Origin of the sequence: Actinocorallia aurantiaca, assembly GCF_039533685.1 — a bacterium.
Lineage (GTDB): Bacteria > Actinomycetota > Actinomycetes > Streptosporangiales > Streptosporangiaceae > Actinocorallia > Actinocorallia aurantiaca.
On sequence record NZ_BAAATZ010000030.1, the window covers coordinates 1 to 19565 of the forward strand.

Here is a 19565-nt window from a genome sequence, read left to right on the forward strand (position 1 = left end):
CTTTTGCGTTGGGGCGGGTGACCGACCGGGTGATCAGGGCTCTGCGGCGGCGGGCGGCGACTGAGCTGTGTATGCACCGTGTGCATGTTGGGTCATGCAATACATGTGTTTGCTTGATGTGAGTGCAGTCACTTCAATGGGTTGACCGCATTACCGACCCGAGGTGAGCTGATGACCGACTCTGTTCCCCCCGTCTCCGATGTCGACCTGTTCGACGACAAGGTGCTCGTCGACCCGTACCCCTCGTACACGGCGCTGCGCGACCTGGGGAGTGTCGTGCGCCTTCCGGCGAACGGCGTTTACGCGTTGACGCGGTATGACGTCATCCGCAACGCGCTGGCCGACTGGGAGACGTTCTCCTCCGACGGGGCGATCGGGTTCAACCCGATGGTCAACGAGGCGCTGGCCGGCACGTCCCTGGCCTCGGACCCGCCGGTCCACACGCGGCTGCGGGCGGCGCTGACGGCGAACCTGTCGCCGCGTGCGCTCCGCGGGCTCAAGGGCGGCATCGACGCCAAGGCCGACGCCCTCGTGGAGGAGCTGGTCGGCAAGGGGGCGTTCGAGGCCATCGACGAGCTGGCCCGGGCGCTGCCGCTCGAGGTCGTCGCGGACCTCATCGGGTTCACCGGCGACGTCCGCGACAACATGCTGCGCTGGGGCCAGGCCGCGATGCAGGTCATCGGGCCGATGAACCAGCGCACCGCGGAGAACTTCCCGATCGCCGGGGAGCTGTACGGCTGGTGCTCGACCGTGACGGCCGAGGACCTGGCGCCGGGTTCCGTCGGCCGGGGGATCTTCGAGGCCGAGGCGCGCGGCGAGATCCCGGCCGGCTCGGCGGGCCACATCATCCACCAGTACCTCGGAGCCGGCGTCGACACCACGATCGCCGCCATCGGCAACGTCGTCGCCCTGTTCGCGGGGCATCCCGGCCAGCTCGCGCTGGTCCGGGAGAACCCGGCGCTGGCGCCGGCCGCGTTCAACGAGGTGCTCCGCTACTGGTCGCCGATCCACGTCTGGGGACGTCGCGCCACCCGGGACGTGGAGATCGACGGCGTCCTGGTCCCGCGGGGCGCGAAGGTCGCGATCCTGCTCGGCGCCGGCAACAGGGACCCCCGCCACTACGAGAGCCCCGACGAGTTCCTGGTCGAGCGCAACCCGGTCGACCACCTCTCCTTCGGGTACGGCCCGCACGGCTGCGCCGGACAGGGACTGGCCCGCCTCGAGGGGCACGCCGTCATCGGCGCGCTGGCCCGCCGCGTCGACCGCCTGGTCGCCGGCCCGGAGGTACGGGTTCCCGGCAACATCACCCGCAGCATCGAAGAACTGCCCGTCCTGGAGGTGACGCCGACATGAAGATCATTTTGGACCGTCCGCGCTGTGAGGGGCACGGGTTGTGCGAGGAGGCCGCGCCCGGCCTGATGCACCTGGACGACGACGGCGAGCTGGTCCTCGACCGCGAGGAGATCGGCGACGCCGTCGCCGCTGCGGCCAACGCCGCCGTCCGGGTCTGCCCGGTCGCGGCCCTGCGCGTCGCATGAGCGCGCCGATCCAGCGGGTCGTCGTCGTCGGGAACGGCATCGCGGGCCTCACGGCGGCCGACACGCTCCGCGGCGCCGGCTTCGACGGCGAGCTCACCATCGTCGGCGACGAGACGCACGCGGCGTACAGCCGTCCGGCCCTGTCGAAGGCGCTGCTGCTCGACGGCGACGACATGTCGTCCCACGAGCTCGCGCCGACCACCCACGGAGCCAGCGAACTCCTGGGCGTACGCGCGACCGGACTCGACGTCGACCGCCGGCTCGTCGAACTCGACGATGGCACGGAGCTCCCCTACGACCGCGTCGTCCTCGCCACCGGATCCCGTGCGCGGCGGTTGTCCGATGCTCCCGGGGAGTTCACCCTGCGCGGCCTCGACGAGGCGTTCGCCCTGCGTGAGCGGCTCGCCGGGCGGCCGTCGGTCGTCGTGGTCGGCGGGGGCGCGCTCGGCATGGAGATCGCGTCGGGCTGCCTGAACGCGGGCTGCAAGGTCACCCTCGTCTCCCGGGGCGTGCCGCTGATCCAGCAGCTGGGCCCGCACCTGTCCGGCGTCTTCGTCAAGGCGGCACTGGAGCGCGGGCTCACCATCGTCGAGACGGGATCCGCGCGGGTCGAGGAGCACGCGGGAGAAACCCGCGTCGTCCTGGACCGCGGCACCGTCGTCGAGGCCGAACTGGTGGTGTCCGCCGTCGGCGACGTCCCCAACACGGAGTGGCTCGCGGGCACGGGCCTGGCAGACCGGAGCGTCGTCCGGGTCGACTCGCGCGGACTGGCGCGCCCCGACATCGCGGCCGTCGGCGACCTGGCGGCGTTCCCGACGCCCTACGGCCTGCGCCGCGTCCCGCTGTGGAGCAGCGCGATCGAGCAGGCGAAGACGGCCGCGGCCGCCCTCGTCCGGGGGGAGGACACGCCACCGCTTCAGTTCCAGCCGTACTTCTGGACCGAGCAGTTCGGGCTCGGCCTCAAGGCCGTCGGCCATCTTCCGCTGGAAGGGGAGCCGGAGTACGTCGAGGGTGGATACGGTGGTCCGGCGCTGATGCGCTGGCCGCGCGGCGAAGGTTCCGGAACGGCCGTGGCGCTGAACTACCGGATCCCGATTCCGCGCCTGCGCCGCCTGAGCAGGGAAGCCGTGTAGGGTTCCGTCGCGATGAGCGACGACGGAGAGGGTACGGCGGGTTCCAGGCTGGACCGGCTGGCCGCGGTCAACCTCAACCTGCTGGTGCCCCTCCTCGCGATCCTGGAGGAGCGCTCGGTGACGAAGGCGGCCGAGCGCGTCGGCCTGACGCAGTCGGCGATGAGCCACGCGCTGGGCCGCATGCGGCGTCTCCTGAACGACGACCTCCTCGTCCGGCAGGGGAACAGCACCACGCTGACCCCGCGCGCGCTCGAGCTGATCGGGCCGTTGCGGGCGACGCTCCAGCAGGCCGCGGACGTGGTCGATTTCCCGGGCTTCGATCCGGAGACGGATCGCCGTGTCATCACCGTCGCGATGACCACCAGCACGGCCTTCGTCCTCGCGGCGCGGCTGATGCGACTCCTCGCCGAACGAGCCCCGAACACGACCCTCCGCGTGCGCACCATCACCGTGCCGACCGACGACACCTTCACGGAGCACGGTGTCGACGTCGTGCTGATCTCCGAGGCGTTCACGTCGCCGTACCCGCGGGAGCGCCTGTACGACGACCGCATCGTGGTGGTGGCCGCCGCGGACACGCCACCGGAGGCGAGCCCGCTCGACCTGCTGGTCACGCAGCCGCACATCGTCGTCGACACCGAACGGCGGGTCTTCCCGTACTCGGTGCTCGACGAGAAGGAGGTCGCCTACCGCGTCGGCCTGCTGATCTCCGACTTCCTGCTCGTCCCCTACCTGGTCGGACGCGCCGGCGGCGTCGCCCTCCTCCGCCACCGGGTCGCCGCCGAGATGCGGACGCTCGTCGACCTGCGGATCGAGGAGTTCCCGTTCCCGCTCCCGGGGCTGGGCATCGACATGGTGTGGAACCCGCATCTGGGCGACCACTACTTCATCGCCTGGCTGCGCCAGCTCCTGTTCGACGCGGCGAGGCCCTGACGCGCCTCGGCGCGGGCTCGCGGGGCCGCGAGCGAGGCGCTGCCGTGCCGGCGGGGTCAGGCGTTCTGTCTCTGGCGCGGCATAAGATTTCGAAGGTGACCAGCAGACCCACTGCAGAACAGCGTTTGCGGGACCTCGCGCGGCTGCGCCGTGTCCGCGACCGGATCGACCGGGAGTACGCGCAGCCACTGGACGTCGAGGCGCTCGCGCGTGGCGTGAACATGTCGGCCGGGCATCTCAGCCGCCAGTTTCGGCTGGCCTACGGCGAGTCGCCGTACTCGTACCTGATGACGCGGCGTATCGAGCGGGCGATGACGTTGCTGCGTCGTGGTGATCTCAGTGTCACCGAGGTCTGTTTCGAGGTCGGCTGCTCGTCGCTGGGCACCTTCAGTACCCGCTTCACCGAGCTGGTCGGTATGTCGCCGAGTGCCTACCGGCGTGGGGCGGAGGCGACGGAGGGGATGCCGCCGTGCGTGGCCAAGCAGGTGACGAGACCGGTCAGGAATCGAGAAGCGCCGGCGGGCGAGCCGCAACTAGCTTGACCGTCATGGAAATCACCATTCACCAGACCTTCCTCCCGCACAACGACCCGGCCGCGTCCCTGGCCTTCTACCGCGACGCCCTCGGCTTCGAGGTCCGCAACGACGTCGGATACGGCGGTATGCGCTGGATCACGGTCGGCCCCGTCGGCCAGCCCGGCACGTCCATCGTTCTGACGCCGCCCGCCGCGGACCCCGGCGTCACCGAGGAGGAGCGCCGCGTCATCACCGAGATGATGGCCAAGGGCACTTACGCCAGCGTCAACCTCGCCACCACGGACCTCGACAGCGCCTTCGAGCGGTTGCAGGCCGGCGAAACCGAAGTGGTCCAGGAGCCGACCGAACAGCCGTACGGCATCCGTGACTGCGCCTTCCGCGACCCCGCGGGCAACCTCATCCGCATCCAGGAACTGCGCTGAGCCTTCCGGAGCCCGCAGCCGCCCGTACGGCGCGGTGAAGGAACCCGCGTACGACGTCGGCGGAGACCGCCCCCACCTGACAGATGGAGACACCATGAGCATGGACAACAGGACGGATCCGCTGCCGTCCGCACCGCACGCCGCCGACGGTCACGATCTGATCCGCGTGCACGGCGCGCGCGTGAACAACCTCAAGGACGTCAGCGTCGAGATCCCGAAGCGCCGGCTGACGGTGTTCACGGGTGTGTCCGGGTCGGGTAAGAGCTCGCTGGTGTTCAGCACGATCGCCGCGGAGTCGCAGCGGCTGATCAACGAGACCTACAGCGCGTTCGTCCAGGGTTTCATGCCGACGTTGTCGCGGCCCGAGGTCGACGTCCTCGAAGGGCTGACGACCGCGATCGTCGTCGACCAGCAGCGGATGGGCGCCGACCCGCGCTCCACGGTCGGCACCGTCACGGACGCCAACGCGATGCTGCGCATCCTGTTCAGCCGGCTCGGGCGGCCGCACATCGGCCCGCCCAGCGCGTTCTCCTTCAACACCGCCTCGGTGCGGGCGAGCGGCGCGATCACGGTCGAGCGCGGCGCCCGCAAGACCGAGAAGGCGACCTTCAACCGCCTCGGCGGCATGTGCCAGCGCTGCGAGGGCCGCGGCTCGGTCTCCGACATCGACCTCGCCGAGCTGTACGACGACTCCAAGTCGCTCGCCGAGGGCGCGTTCACGATCCCCGGCTGGAAGTCCGACAGCTTCTGGACGGTGCGCGTCTACGCCGAATCGGGCTTCGTCGATCCGAACAAGCCAATTCGCGAGTACACCGAAAAGGAGATGCAGGACTTCCTGTACCGCGAGCCGACCAAGGTGAAGATCGAAGGAGTGAACCTCACCTACGAAGGCCTCATCCCGAAGATCCAGAAGTCGTTCCTGTCCAAGGACAAGGAGGCGCTGCAGCCGCACATCCGGGCGTTCGTGGAGCGCGCGGTGACGTTCACGACCTGCCCGGTGTGCGACGGCACCCGGCTCAGCGCGGAGGCCCGTTCGTCGAAGATCGGGGAGATCTCCATCGCCGACGCCTGCGCGATGGAGATCAGGGACCTGGCCGGGTGGGTGCGCGGCCTGGACGAGCCGTCGGTGGCGCCGCTGCTGAACTCGCTCGGGCACACCCTGGACTCGTTCGTGGAGATCGGGCTGGGCTACCTGTCGCTGGACCGCCCGGCGGGCACGCTGTCGGGCGGCGAGGCGCAGCGCGTCAAGATGATCCGCCACCTCGGGTCGGCGCTCACCGACACCACCTACATCTTCGACGAGCCGACGATCGGGCTGCACCCGCACGACATCCAGCGGATGAACGACCTGCTGCTGCGGCTGCGCGACAAGGGCAACACCGTGCTCGTCGTCGAGCACAAGCCGGAGGCGATCGCGATCGCCGACCACGTCGTCGACCTCGGCCCGCGCGCCGGCGCCGCAGGCGGCCAGGTGGTGTTCGAGGGGACCCTGGAGGGGCTGCGGGCCAGCGGTACGCTCACCGGCCGTCACCTCGACGACCGCGCCTCCCTCAAGGAGGAGGTCCGGAAGCCGACGGGGGCCCTCGAGATCCGCGGCGCGAACCGGCACAACCTGAGCGACGTCGACGTCGACGTCCCCCTCGGCGTCCTCACCGTCGTCACCGGCGTGGCGGGCTCCGGCAAGAGCTCGCTGATCCACGGCTCGGTGGCGGCCCGTGACGGGGTGGTGGCGGTCGACCAGGCGCCGATCAAGGGTTCGCGGCGGAGTAACCCGGCGACGTACACCGGGCTGCTCGACCCGATCCGCAAGGCGTTCGCGAAGGCCAACGGCGTGAAGCCGGCGCTGTTCAGCGCCAACTCCGAGGGAGCCTGCCCCGAGTGCAACGGCGCAGGGGTCATCTACACCGACCTGGGGATGATGGCCGGCGTCGCGACCGCCTGCGAGGGGTGCGAGGGCAGGCGGTTCGACGCGTCGGTGCTGGAGTATCGCCTCGGCGGCCGGGACATCAGCGAGGTGCTCGCGATGTCGGTGACCGAGGCCGAGGAGTTCTTCGGCGACGGCGAGGCGCGCATCCCGGCCGCGCACCGCGTCCTCGGCCGGCTCGCCGACGTCGGGCTCGGCTACCTCACCATCGGCCAGCCGCTCACCACGCTGTCCGGCGGCGAGCGGCAGCGGCTCAAGCTCGCCGTCCACATGGCCGAGGAGGGCGGCGTCTACATCCTCGACGAGCCGACCACCGGCCTGCACCTCGCCGACGTCGAGCAGCTGCTCGGCCTCCTCGACCGGCTCGTCGACTCCGGCAAGACCGTCATCGTCATCGAGCACCACCAGGCGGTCATGGCCCACGCCGACTGGATCATCGACCTCGGTCCCGGCGCCGGCCAGGACGGCGGCCGCGTCGTCTTCGAGGGCACCCCCGCCGAGCTCGTCGCCGCCCGCTCCACCCTCACCGGCGAGCACCTCGCGGCCTACGTCGGCGCCTGACCGAGCCTCCCGCGGGGCCTCGTGACAGGCATCACGGGCGGGCGAGGCCCCGGAGGGACGAACCGTGGTGGTGGTACTACACCTCAATTAATTGTCCAAATGCTGATCAGATCGGAAAAAGTTTCCCAGACGGACATCCGGATCCGGAGGAAGAACACCTCCCTTAAGCTGAGGACGGCTCAGGAAGGAGATGCCGCCAAGGGCTTCTTTCGGGGACTGAGCGGAGACGGAATTCAGTGATGACAGCAGCAGGCACCGTATGAGCACCACCAGCGTGGCAGGAGTCGCGGAGACGGAGCTGCGGCAGCTGCTCGCGGGGCTGACGGCGGTGCGGGACGGGGACTTCGGCACCCAGCTTCCCGACGACGGCGACGGGCTGCTCGGAGAGATCGCGCTCGTCTTCAACGGGATGGTCGACCAGCTGTCGCTGTTCACCTCCGAGGTGACGCGGGTGGCGCGCGAGGTCGGCACCGAAGGGCGGCTCGGCGGGCAGGCCGAGGTTCCGGGGGTGTCCGGCACCTGGGCGGACCTCACCGACTCGGTCAACGCGATGGCGGGCAACCTCACCACGCAGGTGCGGTCCATCGCGCAGGTGACCACCGCGGTCGCCGAGGGCGACCTCACCCAGAAGATCACGGTCGACGCGCGGGGCGAGATCCTCGAGCTGAAGAACACCGTCAACACGATGGTGGACCAGCTGTCGTCGTTCGCCGACGAGGTGACGCGGGTGGCCCGCGAGGTGGGCAGCGAGGGCCGCCTGGGCGGTCAGGCGCAGGTGCCGGGTGTGGGCGGCACGTGGCGCGACCTGACCGATTCGGTGAACTTCATGGCAGGGAACCTCACCGACCAGGTCCGCAACATCGCTCAGGTGACCACCGCGGTGGCCAAGGGCGACCTGACCCAGAAGATCAACGTCGACGCCAAGGGCGAGATCCTCGAGCTGAAGAACACCGTCAACACGATGGTCGACCAGCTCTCCGCGTTCGCCGACGAGGTGACGCGGGTGGCCCGCGAGGTGGGCAGCGAGGGGCGGCTCGGCGGCCAGGCCGACGTCAAGGACGTCTCGGGCACCTGGAAGGCGCTGACGGAGTCCGTCAACGTCATGGCCGACAACCTCACCGACCAGGTGCGGTCCATCGCCCAGGTGACCACCGCGGTCGCCAGGGGCGACCTCACCCAGAAGATCACGGTCGACGCGCGGGGCGAGATCCTCGAGCTGAAGGAGACCATCAACACGATGGTCGACCAGCTGGGCGCGTTCGCCGACGAGGTGACGCGGGTGGCGCGCGAGGTGGGCACCGAGGGCAACCTCGGCGGCCAGGCCAGGGTCCGGGGCGTCTCGGGCACCTGGAAGGACCTCACCGACAACGTCAACGTCATGGCCTCGAACCTGACCGGCCAGGTGCGCTCCATCGCGCAGGTCGCGACGGCCGTCGCCAAGGGCGACCTGTCGCAGAAGATCACCATCGAGGCGGAGGGCGAGGTCGCCGCGCTCGCCGGCGCCATCAACACGATGGTCGACACCCTCTCGGTCTTCGCCGACGAGGTGACGCGGGTGGCGCGCGAGGTGGGCACCGAGGGCAACCTCGGCGGCCAGGCCAGGGTGCCGAACGTCGCGGGGACCTGGAAGGACCTCACCGACAACGTCAACTCGATGGCGAACAACCTGACCAACCAGGTCCGCAACATCGCCCAGGTGACCACCGCGGTCGCCCAGGGCGACCTCACCCGCAAGATCGACGTCGACGCGCGGGGCGAGATCCTCGAGCTGAAGACGACCATCAACACGATGGTCGACCAGCTCTCCTCCTTCGCCGCGGAGGTCACCCGCGTGGCCCGCGAGGTGGGCTCGGAGGGCCGCCTCGGCGGTCAGGCCGAGGTCGAGGGCGTGTCCGGCACCTGGAAGCGGCTGACGGAGAACGTCAACGAGCTCGCCGGGAACCTCACCCGCCAGGTCCGCGCGATCGCCGAGGTCACCAGCGCCGTGACCCAGGGCGACCTCACCCGCTCCATCACCGTGGAGGCGTCGGGCGAGGTCTCGGAGCTGAAGGACAACATCAACTCGATGGTCCGCTCCCTGCGCGAGACGACCCGCGCCAACCGGGAGCAGGACTGGCTCAAGACCAACCTCGCCGCGGTCTCCGGGCTGATGCAGGGCCGCCGCGACCTCCCCGTCGTCGCGGACCTGATCATGGACGAGCTGGTGCCGCTCGTCTCCGCCCAGTACGGCGCGTTCTACCTCGCCGAGGAGACGGCGGACGAGCCCGAGCTGCGCCTCATCGCCTCCTACGGGCTGGCCGGCGAGCCGGGCGCGCCCAGGACGCTGAGGTTCGGCCAGTCCCTGGTGGGCCAGGCCGCGCGCGGACGCCGCATCATCGCCGTGGACGACGTGCCCTCCGGGTACCTGATCTCCTCGGCGCTCGGCGGCGCAGCCCCGGTCAACCTGATCGTGCTGCCGATCACCGTCGAGGACCAGGTCCTCGGCGTCATCGAGCTGGCCTCGCTGCACCGGTTCACCGACGTGCAGCGCACCTTCCTCGAGCAGCTGACGGGCGCGATCGGCTTCAACGTCAACACCATCGTCGCCAACGCCCGCACCGACGAGCTGCTCGGGGAGTCCCAGCGGCTCACCGCCGAGCTCCAGGCCCGCTCGCACGAGCTGCAGATCCGCCAGGAGGAGCTGCAGCGCTCGAACGCGGAGCTGGAGGAGAAGGCGGCGCTGCTGGCCAGCCAGAACCGCGACATCGAGACCAAGAACCTGGAGATCGAGCAGGCCCGGCAGGAGCTGGAGGCCCGCGCCCAGCAGCTGGCGCTGGCCTCGAAGTACAAGTCGGAGTTCCTGGCGAACATGAGCCACGAGCTGCGCACCCCGCTCAACAGCCTGCTCATCCTGGCCCAGCTGCTCGCCCAGAACCCGACCCGCAACCTCACCCCCAAGCAGGTGGAGTACGCGGGCGTCATCCACTCGGCCGGCTCGGACCTGCTCCAGCTGATCAACGACATCCTCGACCTGTCGAAGGTCGAGGCGGGCAAGATGGACGTCAACATCGAGCGGGTCTCGCTGGGCCGGGTCGCCGACTACGTCGAGGCCACGTTCCGCCCGCTGGTGGTGCAGAAGAACCTCGACTTCGGGGTCACCAGCGCCCCGGGCGTGCCGGAGGAGATCGTCACCGACGACGCCCGCCTGCGCCAGGTGCTGGGCAACCTGCTGTCGAACGCGGTGAAGTTCACCGAGTCGGGCAGCGTGGAGCTGCGGATCGAGCCGGCGGCGGACAAGGAGCTGCCCCCGGACATGGAGCGGGGCGTCCCCGTCGTCGCCTTCCGCGTCACCGACACCGGCATCGGCATCCCCGAGCACCAGCTGGAGTCGATCTTCGGCGCGTTCCAGCAGGCGGACGGCACGACCAGCCGCAAGTACGGCGGCACCGGCCTCGGCCTGTCGATCAGCAGGGAGATCGCCTACCTGCTGCGCGGCGCGATCACCGCGCAGAGCGTTCCCGGCAAGGGCAGCACGTTCACGCTGTACCTGCCGGTCGCCGCGGTCGGCCTCGAGTCGGCGCCCGCGGTGCAGGAGACGCGGAGGCCGGCGGTGCTGAGCCTGTCGGCCGCGGCCCCGTCCGACGACCAGGGGCCCGACGGGCTCGACCAGCCGGTCCGCCGACTGCTGGTGGTGGAGGAGCAGCCGCGCGGCCTGCTGACCCTCGTCGCGGAGAGCGCGGTCGCCGAGCTGGCGGGCCGCGACCTGGGCGGGGTCCGGGTCCTCACGGCGGTCAGCGGAGCCCAGGCGGCGTCGCTGCTGGCGGCCGAGCCCTGCCACTGCGTGGTGCTCGGGCTGGACATGCCCGGCGGGGAGGCGCTGCGCCTGCTGGAGGCGTTCGACGGCGACAGCGCGCTGGCGGGGGTCCCGGTGCTGGTGCACAACAACCGCCGGCTCGACCCGGAGAGCGAACGGGCCCTGCGGGAGCACGCGCGCAGCCGTCCGCTGGAGGTGCTGCCGAGCCTGGACGAGCTGCGCGAGCGCGTCGCGCTGCACCTCACCGCCGCGGTCCCCGGCGACGTCCTGCCGCTGCTGTCCGCCGAGCACGAGCAGCCCACGCTGCCGGCCGACGACGGAAGCCTGGCCGGGCGGACGATCCTGGTCGTCGACGACGACGCCCGCAACGTCTTCGCGCTGACCGGGATGCTGGAGCTGCACGGCATCCGGGTCCTGCACGCCGACAACGGCCGTTCGGGCATCGAGACCCTCCAGGCGCACGACGAGATCGACCTCGTGCTGATGGACGTGATGATGCCGGAGATGGACGGGTACGCGGCGACGACCGCGATCCGGAACATGCCGCGCCACGCCGAACTCCCGATCATCGCCGTCACCGCGAAGGCGATGCAGGGCGACCGGGAGAAGAGCCTCGCGGCGGGGGCCAGCGACTACGTGACCAAGCCGGTGGACGCCGACGTCCTCATCTCCTCCATCCAGCGCCTCCTGGACCGGTGAGCCGATGACCGCGAACGTTCCCGCCGTGCGGCCGGACCTGGGCCGCCCGCCCGTCGACGAGGCGGTCGGAAGGCTCGCGGCGACCGTCGAACGGCTGCGCCGCGAGGTGCGGGAGGCGCAGAACTCCGCCGGCGGCAGGGCTCTCATCGAGCTGGCCGCCGGGGTTCTGGCCGACCGGCTCGACTGCGGCCTGGCCGCCGCGCACCAGCAGCTGGAGGAGCTCGCCCGGCGCGCCGGGGGCACTCCGCTGGAGATCGCGGCGGACATCGTGGGGCAGGCGGCCGAGAACGAGCTCTCGGCCGTCACCCGGGCCTTCCTCGCCCAGACCGAGGAGGCCGCCGAGGAGGCCGCGTCCGAGGACCGGCTGAAGGCGGCCGAGAACGCGGCGCTGGCCGCCGACGACACCCAGTCGATGGCGGTCTCGCTGCTGGAGTACGCGCTGGCGCCGCTGGAGGCGAGCGCCGTGGCGGTGTGGGCCGCCGACGCGGACGGTTCGCTGCGGCTCGCGGGGTCCGCCGGGTTCACCCCGGCGGAGGCGCGGCGCTGGCGGCACGTCCCGCCGGCCGTCACGACCCTCGCCCGCCAGGCGCTCACCGACCGGCGGCCGGTGTGGCTGCTCGGCGAGCGGCGGCACCCGCCGTCGATCGGCCAGGCCGAACTGCCGCGCGGCAGCCGGGTCGCGGTGCCCGCGGGCACCGGCGGCAGGCTGCTGGGCGTGCTGGAGATCTGCTGGCCGCGCCCGCTGGAGCACCAGCCCCCCGCGGTGCACCGCCAGCTGGAGTCCCTCGCCGAGCTGTGCGCCTACACCCTGGACCACCGGCCGGAGACCGAGCCCGAGGAGGTCTCCCCGCTGGCGGAGTTCGCGGACGCGGTGCTGGACTCGGCCATGGTGCTGAAGCCCGTGGTGGCAGAGGACGAGGTCGTCGACTTCGTCATCCACCATCTGAACCCGCCGTTCACGGACATGGCCGGGCGTCCCCGCTCCGCCATCGTCGGCACCCGGTTCCTGGAGAGCTACCCGATGTCGGCGCGGGCCGGCGGATTGTTCGAGCGGCTCGTCTACGTGTACGCCACGGGGGACTCCCTGCGGCAGGTCGGCGACCACGTGATCGTGCGCGTGGAGGACCTGACGTTCTCGGGACCCGCCACCTACAGTGTCCTGCGCCAGGGCGGGGACCTGCTGGTGATGTGGCGGATGCACGATGAGTCCACCCGGCTCGCCGAGCTGCTCCAGCACGCCCAGCGGCTGGGCAGGATCGGCGGGTTCGAGGAGAACCTCGTCACCGGCGAGATCATCTGGAACGACCACCTGTTCGAGCTGCACGGGCTGGCGCCCGAGTCCGGTCCGCTCTCGCTGGCGGAGCTGCCCGCCCGCGCCCACCCGGACGACGCCGCGGCGGTCAGTTCGTTCCTGCGCGCGCTCCTGGACCACGGGCATCCGGCGGCGGCGGCGTTCCGGCTCCAGCGTCAGGACGGCTCCTACCGGCACATGCGGATCTCGGCCGAGCCCGTCCTGGACGGCGGGGTCAGGCCCGTCGCGATCCGTGGCGCCTACCAGGACGTCTCCTCCCAGCACTGGACGGAGATCGCCCTGGAGGCCACCCGGGACGAGCTCAGCCACACCCAGGAGCAGGCGGCCGAGCAGGCCAGGCTCACGCTCCGCCTCCAGCACGCGATCATGCCGCCGAGCCAGCGGCCGCTGGAGACCCCGCAGCTGCGGGTCGGCGTGCGCTACCGGCCCGCGGGCAACCAGGCGCTCGTCGGGGGCGACTGGTACGACGTGCTGACGCTGCCGAACGGCAAGGTCCTGGTCTCGATCGGGGACGTGGCGGGCCACGGCATCCAGTCGGCCACCGACATGGTGGTGCTGCGCAACGCGCTGCGCGGCCTGTCGGCGACCGGCGCGGGCCCGGGCCAGCTGCTGTACTGGCTGAACAACGTCACCGTCCATCTGACCGACAACGTCACGGCCACCGCGGTCTGCGGCGTCTTCGACCCCGAGGACGGCCTGCTGCGCTGGGCCAGGGCGGGCCACCCGCTCCCGATCCTGCTGCGCGACGGGAAGGCCGAGCCGCTGCCCGAGGTCGACGGCGTGGTCCTGGGCGTCCTGCCGGACCTGGAGTTCAGCGAGGGCGTCGTCCCGCTGGTCCCGGGCGACCGCATCCTGCTGTACACCGACGGCCTCATCGAGCGCCGCGACAGCTCGGTCGAGGAGGCGCTCCACCACCTCCTGTCGATCGCGGCGGCCCGCGACTCGGAGCTCGACCCGCAACTGGACGACCTGCTGCGGCATGGGGCGTCCGACACCGAAGACGACACCTGCGTGGTCGCCCTGGAGGTCAAGGGATGACGCCTCCTTCGCCGCCCTGATCCGTCAGGCGGGGTGCCCGGCGTTCAGGTGGAGCACGCCGGTCAGCCCGAGGGGCTCGCCGCGCCCGTCCGCCTCCACCCGGACGGGCTCCAGCAGGTGGCCGACGTGGTCTCCGAGGTCGACGCGGTCCAGGACCCGGCCCGCCATGCGCCGGTGGACGTCCGTGAGCAGGGGGACCCCGCCCGATTCCTCCGTCCACGCGCATCGCGCGAACTTGTCGGTCTCGTCGCCGGTCTCCTCACCGAACAGCCTGGCCAGGGCGAGCTGCGAGGGGTCTCCCCGCTCGAGCACGTGGAGGCCCAGGAGTTCGGCTTCCGCCGCCACGCGGAACGTGTGGTTGGCCTTGGACAGGCAGACGAGGAAGCGCACCGGATCGATGCTGCACTGCGTCCAGAAGCCCACCAGGCATCCGGAGCGCTCTCCTCGGGCCTGCGCCGTCACCACCGCCATCGGTCCGTCGAATCCGGCTGTGAACTCGTGAATCGGCTGCTCATCACCCATGTTCGGGCTATGCCCGGTCCCGGCGGCGATTCACTGACGGGATCGTCACGTTTACCGGCGAGAAGGGCTTTTCGGGGGTAGGGGGATGAATCCGCTGGTCCTGGCCATGTACTCGCGGTAGCCGGGCCGGTCGGCCGCCATCCGCGCGTCCAGGAGCCGCTGGCCGGTCACGTTGACGAGGAACCACGTCATGGCGAGCGGGGAAACGACGGTGAGGAGGCCGAGGGGCTCGTCGCAGGCCGTGAGGAACAGCCCCCACCAGAGCAGGGAGTCGCCGAAGTAGTTCGGGTGCCGTGTGTAGCGCCACAGCCCGGTGTCCAGGATGCGGCCCCGGTTGGCCGGGTCCGCCTTGAAGGCCGCCAGCTGGCGGTCCCCGACGGCCTCGAAGGCGAACCCCGCGGCCCACACCGCCGCGCCGAGCCAGAAGAAGAACCCGGGCGGGGAGTCCTGGTACATCGCGACCTGGACGGGGAGCGAGACCAGAAGGGCCGACAGCCCCTGGGGCAGGTAGACGCGCCTCAGCGCGTACCGGGCCCGGCTTGACGGGGCGTTCGCCAGGAGCTCGGTGTAGCGGGGGTCCTCGGGCGCGCCCCGGTTGCGGCGGCCCAGGTGGAAGGCGAGCCGGCCGCCCCACACCACGGTCAGCGCGGCGACGGTCCAGCGGCGGACCGGATCGCCGTGGCTCTCGGACAGGACCAGGCTCACCACGGCGACCGCGGCGAAGAGCAGGCCCCAGGTGATGTCGATGAGGCTGTGGACGTCGCGCTTGACGCCCCTCGCGAAGGTCGCCCCGATCAGGAGCGCCACGACCAGGACGCTGACGGCCAGGTTCACCCAGAGCACGGCGTCTCCTCCCTCGTCAGCAGGAACTGGCGGACGTCCAGGTAACCGGACCGGAATCCCGCCTCCGAGTAGGCCAGGTACAGGTCCCACATCCGGCGGAAGGTCGCGTCGAACCCCAGTTTCCGCACCTGGAGACCGCGCGCCTCGAACGTCTGCCGCCAGATACGGAGGGTCTCGGCGTAGTGGGCGCCGAAGCGCAGGTCGTTTCGGATGCGCAGGGAGGTGGTGGCCAGAGCCTCCTCGAGCGCGGGCCGGGAGGGGATCAGGCCGCCGGGGAAGACGTACTTCTGCACCCACGTCCAGGAGTTCCTGGAGGCGAGCATCCGGTCGTGCGGCATGGTGATGGCCTGCAGGGCGACCTTCCCGCCGGGGGCGAGCACCCGGTCCAGGGCCCGGCAGTAGGCGCCCCAGTGCCGGTGGCCGACCGCCTCGATCATCTCCACGCTGACGATCGCGTCGTACTCGCCGTCGACCTCGCGGTAGTCGCACAGGTCGATCCTGATCCGGCCGGAGACCCCGGCGGCCCGTTCCAGCGCCAGGGAGCGCTGCTCGGCCGAGAGGGTGATCGTCCGCACGTCCGCGCCGCGCCGGGCGGCGCGGATCGCCAGTTCGCCCCAGCCCGTCCCGATCTCCAGCAGCCGGGTGCCCGCCCCGACCCCGGCGAGGTCGAGCAGCCGATCGATCTTCCGGCGCTGGGCGGAGGCGAGGTCGGTGACGAGAGGGCGGCCTTCGCGCTCGGGGAACAGGGCTGAGGAATAGCTGAGCGTCTCGTCGAGGAAGAGGGAGAACAGGTCGTTGGACAGGTCGTAGTGGCTGCTCACGTTGCGCCGGGCGTTGTCCGGGGTCCCGTCCTCGCCCGGGCCGCGCCTGGGCACCGCCACCGGGCGCAGCCACCGCACCGACCGCGGAACCAGGGAGTCCATGCGCGAGGCGAAGACCGTGAGCACCCGGACGAGGTCGTCGGCCTCCCACTCGCCCGCCATGTACGACTCGCCGAACCCGATCAGCCCGTCGCGCCCCAGCCGGGCGAAGAACGCCTCGGGCCGGAGGACGCGCAGGACGGGGCCGCCCCGTCCGGCGACGACCCCGTCCGAGCACTCCACCCGGATCGGCAGGTCGCGGACCGCGCGCAGGAACAGGCTCCGCGCCGCCCGGGACCGCAGCGGCGTCTGCGGGACCGATTCCAGGGCCGGCCACCGGCCCGTCTCCGCCGTTTCGGCGATCATGGTCATGGGGTTCTCCTTGGAGGGGGCGAGAGGCGCGGGACGAGGGGCACCCCGCGCAGGAAGAGCCGGACGCCCTCGATCCGGATCCGGGCGGATCCGGCCAGCGGGGCGAACGGATGGCGGAGGAAGGCGGCGAGGACGCCCGGCCACGCGGCGGAGCGGCGCTCCCCGCGCACCTCGGCGGTGAAGGCGGGGGCGCCGGGAGGCTCGAGGGAGACCGAGAGGTCGAGGCGGGCGCCGGGTTCGGGCAGGCTCAGCCGGTAGAGGCCTGCGACCGGCAGGAACGGCGAGACGTAGAAGTCCTTGGCGGTCTCGGCCTCGCCTCCCGGCCCGGTGCGCAGCAGGTAGCGGTGGCGTCCGCCGTAGGTGTTGTGGACCTCCGCGACCGTGCAGAGGAGGCTCCCCTCCGCGTCCCGGCACCAGTAGACGGTCAGGGGGTTGAAGACGTGCCCGAAGACGCGGGCGTGGCACAGCATGAGGATTCGGGCCGGTCGGGCGATCCCGTTCTCGGAGAGGAACGCCTCGACGTTCTCCCGCAGGCCGAGCGAGGGGTCCCCGCAGTGGTCCGCGGAGGAGAACATCGCGAACGGCCCCCGGGAGGGAAGGTCGTCCAGGTCCACGAGCCACAGGTAGGTCCGGTGCCGGAACGCGTTCCGGACGGGCGAGGTGCGGATGTGCCCGATGTCGCACCGGTAGATCGCCGGCACGGTCACCAGCGGACCCCGAGCGCGCGTGCCGCGTCCACGCCGGAGCGGCAGCCGTCCTCGTGGAAGCCCCATCCGTGGTAGGCGCCGGCGAAGGCCAGCCGCGACGTCGACAGCGAAGGCAGCTCCTTCTGCGCCGCCACGGACTCGTTCGTGAAGATCGGGTGCTCGTAGACCATGCGGGCGCGCACGTGCTCCTCGTCGACCGGGCCGTTGAGGGTGACGAGGTAGCGCTCAGGCCCGGGAAGGCTCTGGAGCCGGTTCATGTCGTAGGTGACGCGGACTTCGTCGGCGGTCGTGTCGCAGGCGTCCATCACGTAGTTCCATGAGGCCCGCGCTCCGCCCGCCCTGGGCAGGAGGCTCTCGTCCCGGTGCAGGACCGTCTCGTTGCGGGAGTAGGTGAAGGCGTCGAGCACCCGCTTCTCGGCCTCGCTGGGGTCGGGGAGCAGGGCGAGGGCCTGGTCGGCGTGGGTGGCGATGACCGCGGCGTCGAAGGAGTGGCGGATCCCGGCGTCGTCGACGACGTCGACGCCGTCGTCGTGCCGGATCACCGCGCGGACGGGCGTGCCCGTCCTGGTCAGGGGAAGCCGTTCGGCCAGGCGCGTCACGTAGGTGCTGGAGCCGCCCGTCACGGTCTTCCAGCGGGGGGAGCCCGAGATCGAGAGCATCCCGTGGTTGGCGAGGAACGCGAACAGGTGCCGGGCCGGGTGGTCCAGGGCGGTCTCGGGGGAGCACGACCACACGGACGCGATCAGCGGCGTCGCGAAGTGCCGGATGAAGTAGGGGGTGAAGAGGCCCGAGTCCAGGAACTCCCCGACGGTGGGGTTCCCCTCCTCCGTCGCCAGCAGGGCCTTCGCCCGGTGGTGGAAGCGGGGGACCTGGGAGAGCAGCCGCAGGTAGCGGGGGGAGGCGTTCCGCCCGGCGAAGAGCCCGCGGGGCCCGCGGGCTCCCGCGTACTCCAGCCCGCAGCCCCCGCAGGACACCGACAGGCTCATCTCGGCGTCCTGCGTGCGCACGCCCAGCTCCCCGAACAGCCGGGTCAGCGTGGGGTAGGTGCGCTCGTTGTGCACGATGAACCCGCTGTCGACCGGCACTTCGAGGTCGTGGGTGTGGGCGTGCCCGCCGAGCCGGTCGTCGGCCTCGAAGAGCGTCAGGTGGCCCAGGTTGCGCAAGACGTAGGCGGCGGTCAGGCCTGAGACGCCGCCGCCGATCACCGCGTATCTCATGAAGGGTTCTGTCTCCCTGGGTCAGAGGCTTCGGGGACGAAATCTATTCAAAACTTGTTCATAGCCCCCAGGTTAGGTCGATCCAAGTCCGGAAGTCAAAAAACCGGTGAACTCCTCACCGGACGGAGGGCAAACGAGAAAAGGCACCCGCGAGCGGGTGCCTCACATCGGACGGTCGACCGGATCAGGTCAGTCCGGTACTCCCAGGGCCTCGGCCACGGCCTCCAGCGCCTCCCGGAGCGACTCCACGAACCGGACGCCCTCGGGGAGGGGCCTTTCCCAGCCAGGACCGCCGATGATCACGCGCAGCGCCGGACGCCCTCCGGGGATTCGCTCCAGCACGCCCACGTCCCCCGTGTGCGCCATCTGCGACCACAGGAACACCGCGCCGGGGCCGATCTTCTCCACCGCGTCCCTCAGGGCCCTCTCCGGCACCCGGGCCCCCAGCATCCTGCTCGCGATCCCCCGCTCGGCCAGGGCCGCGCCCAGCGCGTACGCGGGCAGGCTGTGCTGCTCCTCGGGCGCGCAGGCCAGGAGCACCGGCCGGGTCTCCGCTCCCGGGGAGGGCGGCCTCACCTCGGCCAGGGCCGCCAGCGCCGTCCCGGACAGGAAGTGCTCGATCTCGACCGCCTCGCCCGTCGCGGCGTAACGCTCGCCGATGCCGCGCAGCACCGGGGCGATCAGCTCCTCCCAGGCGGGAATCACCCCGTCCCGCGCCACGGCCTCGCGCACCGTCTCGGTGACCACCGGCCCGTTCAGCGCCATGACCGCCCGTGCCAGCCCGCGCGTCCGGTCCGGAACGGTGCTCAGCGCCAGCCGGTTGCCCCCCGCCCCGTGCGCCCGGGGGGCCCGCTCGCGCACACCCTCCTCACCGAGCGCCACCCGCGCGGCCTCTCCGGGAGGAGCCCCCTGCATGATCAGCCGGTTCATCACCTCGAGCCGCTGGACGTCGGAGGGGTCGTACCGCCGGTGGGAACCCTCGCTGCGCCGGCTGGGCCCGATCCCGTACCGCCGGTCCCAGGTGCGCAGGGTGGAGGCGGACACCCCCAGCCTCCGCGCCACCGCGCCGACGCTCAGCCCCGGTGCCTCCACGGAAATCACCCCCAGCAAGACGTCCGGTACGCTCGGCCCCTCCTATCTTGGCCGAACGGGAGG

The 19565-nt window shown here is 71.4% G+C and carries 15 protein-coding genes; 9 read left to right on the forward strand and 6 right to left on the reverse strand.

Annotated elements, in window-relative coordinates:
* The first annotated feature begins 171 nt into the window (after positions 1 to 171).
* The 9 genes from ABD327_RS30460 (at position 172) to ABD327_RS30500 (ending at position 13889) form a co-directional block, all read left to right on the forward strand.
* Positions 172 to 1353 (forward strand): cytochrome P450, encoded by a 1182-nt coding sequence (locus tag ABD327_RS30460; protein ID WP_344455567.1) that lies wholly within the window; start codon positions 172 to 174, stop codon positions 1351 to 1353.
* Positions 1350 to 1538, forward strand: coding sequence for a ferredoxin (locus ABD327_RS30465; protein ID WP_344455569.1), 189 nt, complete (start codon positions 1350 to 1352; stop codon positions 1536 to 1538). The genes ABD327_RS30460 and ABD327_RS30465 overlap by 4 nt, the downstream gene beginning before the upstream one ends.
* Entirely contained in the window at positions 1535 to 2671 is a 1137-nt protein-coding gene (locus ABD327_RS30470) for an NAD(P)/FAD-dependent oxidoreductase (protein ID WP_344455571.1), read from the forward strand. Before ABD327_RS30465 ends, ABD327_RS30470 begins: the two co-directional genes overlap by 4 nt.
* A gap of 12 nt (positions 2672 to 2683) precedes the next feature.
* Positions 2684 to 3604, forward strand: coding sequence for a LysR family transcriptional regulator (locus tag ABD327_RS30475; RefSeq protein WP_344455573.1), 921 nt, complete (start codon positions 2684 to 2686; stop codon positions 3602 to 3604).
* A gap of 95 nt (positions 3605 to 3699) precedes the next feature.
* A complete protein-coding gene (locus ABD327_RS30480) occupies positions 3700 to 4146 on the forward strand; it encodes a helix-turn-helix transcriptional regulator (protein WP_344455575.1) in 447 nt (148 codons plus the stop codon).
* A 5-nt stretch (positions 4147 to 4151) separates the two neighbouring features.
* The gene (locus tag ABD327_RS30485) at positions 4152 to 4562 is read left to right on the forward strand and encodes a VOC family protein (RefSeq protein ID WP_344455578.1); all 411 of its coding nucleotides are present in this window, start codon (positions 4152 to 4154) and stop codon (positions 4560 to 4562) included.
* A 94-nt stretch (positions 4563 to 4656) separates the two neighbouring features.
* Positions 4657 to 7047 carry an ATP-binding cassette domain-containing protein gene (locus ABD327_RS30490; protein ID WP_344455580.1) on the forward strand — a complete coding sequence of 797 codons (2391 nt, stop codon included), beginning with the start codon at positions 4657 to 4659 and terminating at the stop codon, positions 7045 to 7047.
* A gap of 259 nt (positions 7048 to 7306) precedes the next feature.
* On the forward strand, positions 7307 to 11539 hold the full coding sequence (locus ABD327_RS30495; protein ID WP_344455582.1) for a HAMP domain-containing protein: 4233 nt from the start codon (positions 7307 to 7309) through the stop codon (positions 11537 to 11539).
* 4 nt (positions 11540 to 11543) lie between these two features.
* The gene (locus ABD327_RS30500; RefSeq protein WP_344455584.1) at positions 11544 to 13889 is read left to right on the forward strand and encodes a SpoIIE family protein phosphatase; all 2346 of its coding nucleotides are present in this window, start codon (positions 11544 to 11546) and stop codon (positions 13887 to 13889) included.
* Between the two features lie 24 nt (positions 13890 to 13913).
* On the opposite strand, the gene ABD327_RS30505 is transcribed toward ABD327_RS30500, so the two are convergent.
* The 6 genes from ABD327_RS30505 to ABD327_RS30530 all read right to left on the reverse strand — a co-directional run bounded on the left by ABD327_RS30505 (position 13914) and on the right by ABD327_RS30530 (position 19502).
* Positions 13914 to 14411 carry a flavin reductase family protein gene (locus tag ABD327_RS30505; RefSeq protein WP_344455587.1) on the reverse strand — a complete coding sequence of 166 codons (498 nt, stop codon included), beginning with the start codon at positions 14409 to 14411 and terminating at the stop codon, positions 13914 to 13916.
* 51 nt (positions 14412 to 14462) lie between these two features.
* Positions 14463 to 15254: a DUF1295 domain-containing protein gene (locus ABD327_RS30510; protein ID WP_344455589.1), complete on the reverse strand. Its 792-nt coding sequence runs from the start codon at positions 15252 to 15254 to the stop codon at positions 14463 to 14465.
* Positions 15242 to 16486 carry a class I SAM-dependent methyltransferase gene (locus ABD327_RS30515; RefSeq protein WP_344455591.1) on the reverse strand — a complete coding sequence of 415 codons (1245 nt, stop codon included), beginning with the start codon at positions 16484 to 16486 and terminating at the stop codon, positions 15242 to 15244. The genes ABD327_RS30510 and ABD327_RS30515 overlap by 13 nt, the downstream gene beginning before the upstream one ends.
* Positions 16483 to 17193 carry a DUF1365 domain-containing protein gene (locus tag ABD327_RS30520; protein ID WP_344455594.1) on the reverse strand — a complete coding sequence of 237 codons (711 nt, stop codon included), beginning with the start codon at positions 17191 to 17193 and terminating at the stop codon, positions 16483 to 16485. The genes ABD327_RS30515 and ABD327_RS30520 overlap by 4 nt, the downstream gene beginning before the upstream one ends.
* Complete coding sequence (locus ABD327_RS30525; protein ID WP_344455596.1) at positions 17190 to 18410, reverse strand: NAD(P)/FAD-dependent oxidoreductase; 1221 nt, start codon at positions 18408 to 18410, stop codon at positions 17190 to 17192. Before ABD327_RS30525 ends, ABD327_RS30520 begins: the two co-directional genes overlap by 4 nt.
* Positions 18411 to 18599: 189 nt before the next feature.
* Positions 18600 to 19502: a MerR family transcriptional regulator gene (locus ABD327_RS30530; RefSeq protein ID WP_344455599.1), complete on the reverse strand. Its 903-nt coding sequence runs from the start codon at positions 19500 to 19502 to the stop codon at positions 18600 to 18602.
* Between the last annotated feature and the right edge of the window lie 63 nt (positions 19503 to 19565).